2 protein-coding genes and 2 pseudogenes are annotated in these 3338 nt (G+C 62.2%); all 4 read right to left on the bottom strand.

The genetic code is table 11. The annotated features are described in order from the left end of the window. Positions 1 to 2279 (bottom strand): annotated as a pseudogene (locus AC1DLB_RS25640) (glycosyl transferase); the annotation flags it as partial. Positions 2280 to 2400: 121 nt separating this feature from the next. Then, positions 2401 to 2559 (bottom strand): DUF3309 family protein, encoded by a 159-nt coding sequence (locus AC1DLB_RS25635; RefSeq protein ID WP_105341824.1) that lies wholly within the window; start codon positions 2557 to 2559, stop codon positions 2401 to 2403. Between the two features lie 180 nt (positions 2560 to 2739). After that, on the bottom strand, positions 2740 to 2940 hold the full coding sequence (locus AC1DLB_RS25630) for a DUF1656 domain-containing protein (RefSeq protein ID WP_008026537.1): 201 nt from the start codon (positions 2938 to 2940) through the stop codon (positions 2740 to 2742). Next, positions 2930 to 3338 (bottom strand): annotated as a pseudogene (locus AC1DLB_RS25625) (FUSC family protein); the annotation flags it as partial. The pseudogene AC1DLB_RS25625 and the gene AC1DLB_RS25630, both read right to left, overlap by 11 nt.

The following is a 3338-nucleotide window of genomic DNA, read 5'->3' as shown; positions in this document are numbered from 1 at the left end:
TCCGAGGCCAGGCCGGCGCGGGCGAAGATGCCCTCGAATAGATCATGACTGAGCAGCCGGTTGTCGCCGACCCGGCCACCGAGGGCGGCTTCGAAGGCATCCACATCATAGATACCCTTACCGGTGTAGGAACCTTCGCCGAAGAGGTCCTGGTAAACATCCGAAACCGCCGACGCGTAGGGATCTATGCCGCCGGGACCGGAGAACACCTGCTGGTAAAAGGAGCCCTCGCCGCCCAGCGGCAGAGAGGGCGTGACCCGTGGCTGGAGGATCGCGTAGCCGCTGACAATGCGCTTCAGCGCGGCGTCGAAACGTGGGTGGTTCAATGGGTGAGCCATCTTGCCAATCAGCCGCAGCGCCGCCTCCCGCGGCAGGCGGGTATCGGCGTCAAGGGTGATCACGTAGCGCACCCCGGCCGGCACTTTCGGTGCCTCGCCGAAGATGGACATGAAACTCGTCTCGCCATCCCCACGCAACAGGCGGTTTAGCTCGTGCAGTTTGCCGCGCTTGCGTTCCCAGCCCATCCAGCACTGCTCGCGGGCATTGAACAAGCGCCGCCGACAGAGCAAGAAGAAGCGCTGGCCGCCGGGCCCAGGCCCATAGCGGCGATTCAGCTGTTCGATCGCCTCGGTTGCTACCGTCAGCAAATGCGCATCGCTGTCGAGCTCCTCTTGCTGCGCATCGACGCCATCGGCCAGCAAGGCAAAGGCCAGATCGCCGCCGATGCCCGCCAAATGGTGGACCTCCAGTCGCTCGATCTGCTCCAACAGATCGGCTTCGCTGGTCAACAGCGTCGGCACAGCGATCAGCGTACGTAGCGCCTGCGGCACGCCGGCGGACAACTCCAACCCCGGCAGAGTAATGGCGCCGAAACTCCGGGTGACTATGCGGTTGACCAGCGCCGTGGCCACCTCGGTGACCGGCACGCACATCGACAGCAGGAACAACAGGATCCAGCCAACAGCCACGGACGGCACCRCCAAGGCCCAGGCCATTAGCGCCAGTAGCAGCGTGGTCAGCAAGAAAATGCTGCCAACATAGCCGCCGATGCCCAGGCGAATGTTGAAGCGGCTGATGCGCAAGCGCAGAGGTGCGCGAAAGCCCATGGCCCGCTCCAGCGCCGGGCGTCCCTCGGCGATCAGGTGGTAGCCAGGATCGCTCGCTCGCCCACCCCACTCCTCGCCCTGCTCGGCGCTCTCAGCCAGGCGGGCAGCCTCCAAGGCCCGGTCGGCGACCTCCAGTTCCGAGAGAGCCGAGCCACGCGCCAGTTGCTCGATGGCGCTGCGGTACAGGTTGCGCGTCGGGAAGTCCATAAGGGCAAACGCACTGCCCGCGCGCAAGCGCGCATCGACCAGGCTGACACTTTCAAACAGCTTGGCCCAGTCAATATCGGAAATCAGCCGCATGCTGGTGATGATGTTGCGCACCGTGACATTGGAGGCACCCTGGCGTTGCTGGGCGTGCTGCACCACCTCCTCGACGCAAACACCCTGTGCTTGCAGACGTTCGTCCAGCCAGCCCAGCGCCGGGGTCGTACGCGGATCCTGGTCGCGCAGGCGTTTAGCGAGTTGAGCGGCGAACAGCTCGGGCAACCGCCCGAGCGGACGCGCGGCGATGTCTGCCAGCGCCGAACGGGCGCTGGCAGGTACGAGCAAACGATCGGCCAGTTCGTCGGCGTCCGCGCGGGCCATACGACCGTCGTCGATCTGCTCGGCGAGTCGGCGCAGGTTCTCGATCAGGACGATACGCAGGGTGATCGCCACAGCCCACAACTCACCGATGGTCAGCGGCTGGACCCGCTGGTACGCATCGATGAAACACCGCAGCATGTCGAGGTCGAGATGACTGTCGGTATGCGCAACGAAGGCCCAGGCCAGGCCAAAGACCCGCGGGTAGCCAGCGAACGGTCCCTCGGCGAGCTTCGGCAACTGGCGGTAGTAGCCAGGTGGCAGATCATCGCGAATTTCCCGGATCTGTTCCTCGACGATATGGTAGTTATCCAGCAGCCATTCGGCGGCGGGCACCACGCTGTGGCCGCTCTCAAGCTCCGCGGCGCTCGCCCGGTAGGCGGCGAGCAGGACCGAAGCGTTGTCGTCGAGGCGTACATGCAAGGAAAGCACAGTGGGCGGCCTGGGTGTCACCTGCTGGGCGATGGCCAGACTCTCGGCATGCTGCTCAAGTCGCTCGATACCGAAAAGCGTCTCCCGTACCGGCGCATGGTCACTCCAGGGGGGTGATAGAACGCGCTGCCCAAGTGCCCGGCGGAAGATTGAATGCATAAATAACGTTCCGAGACGCGCATCGGTCTCATCAGCAAGCTAGGTAGCGAACCTCAGACAAGGCGGCAAGGGGCTCGAAACAGCTACATGCCGCTGTTCAGTCAAGCCCGGCGCCAGTCAATCAAAGTCGCCCCATTAGCAGCAGCACGATGACGATGATCACCACAATGCCCAACCCACCGCTTGGCCCGTATCCCCAGCTCCTGCTATGCGGCCAACTCGGGAACGCACCGATCAACAGCAGGATGAGAATAATTAACAGAATTGTGCCCAAGCTCATGGCTATCTCCTCGGACGCATGAAGAAACTGGCTGGTTGACTATCGCTCAAAGCGCGTCCAGCAATCTGACAGAGCCCAGATTGAGTGTATTCACAGGCACGAGTCTGTACGCCAACGCACAGAGTCCGCTCAGAAGCTGATGCGCGGTTCAACGTTAATGGCCCCAGTTGAAATTACAGCTCAGGCGCCCATCACCAGAATCAACGTTGCGCATACGCAGGCATACAACGCGCCTTCGAACAGGGCTTCATGCCAGACAAATCGCAATACCCCCAGGCGGCGCAAGGTCCAGTCCAACAGCAGAAAAATCGGCAAGGCCAGCAACAGCGCCTGGGCGATTGGCGGCAGATAGACGCCCCCCACTTCCAGATCAATGGGCAAGGGCTGGCACTCCTTCCTTGTCTGCGGGCTGAAAGTATTTGCGATGGCGCTCCAGAAACGACACCACGATCAACAACGCCACGCGCATCCTGAATACCGACCACAGGTGTTCATGTACGTCTAGATGCAAGTCGTCCATTTCATCGCCCAAGACATGCAAGCTTCCGAGCAACTGCACAAGGTCAACCCCGGGTCGCCCGGCGATCAATCGCCCTGTCTCTCGGACTGCCGCCAGCAAACGGTTCTGTTGTTGCGTACTCAACAACGTATTGCTCTGCCCCTGCTGCCTGAGCTGGTTCAAAGCCACCCCCAGCGCCATGCACCCGAGGCTGACTTCGAACAGCTCGCGGGTATGCTTGTCGCTGGTCACCGGCAATAGTCCCAACATCATGGTCAGG

This window comes from Pseudomonas sp. 05N434 (assembly GCF_056396965.1).
This window is presented reverse-complemented; position numbering and strand designations above follow the sequence as displayed.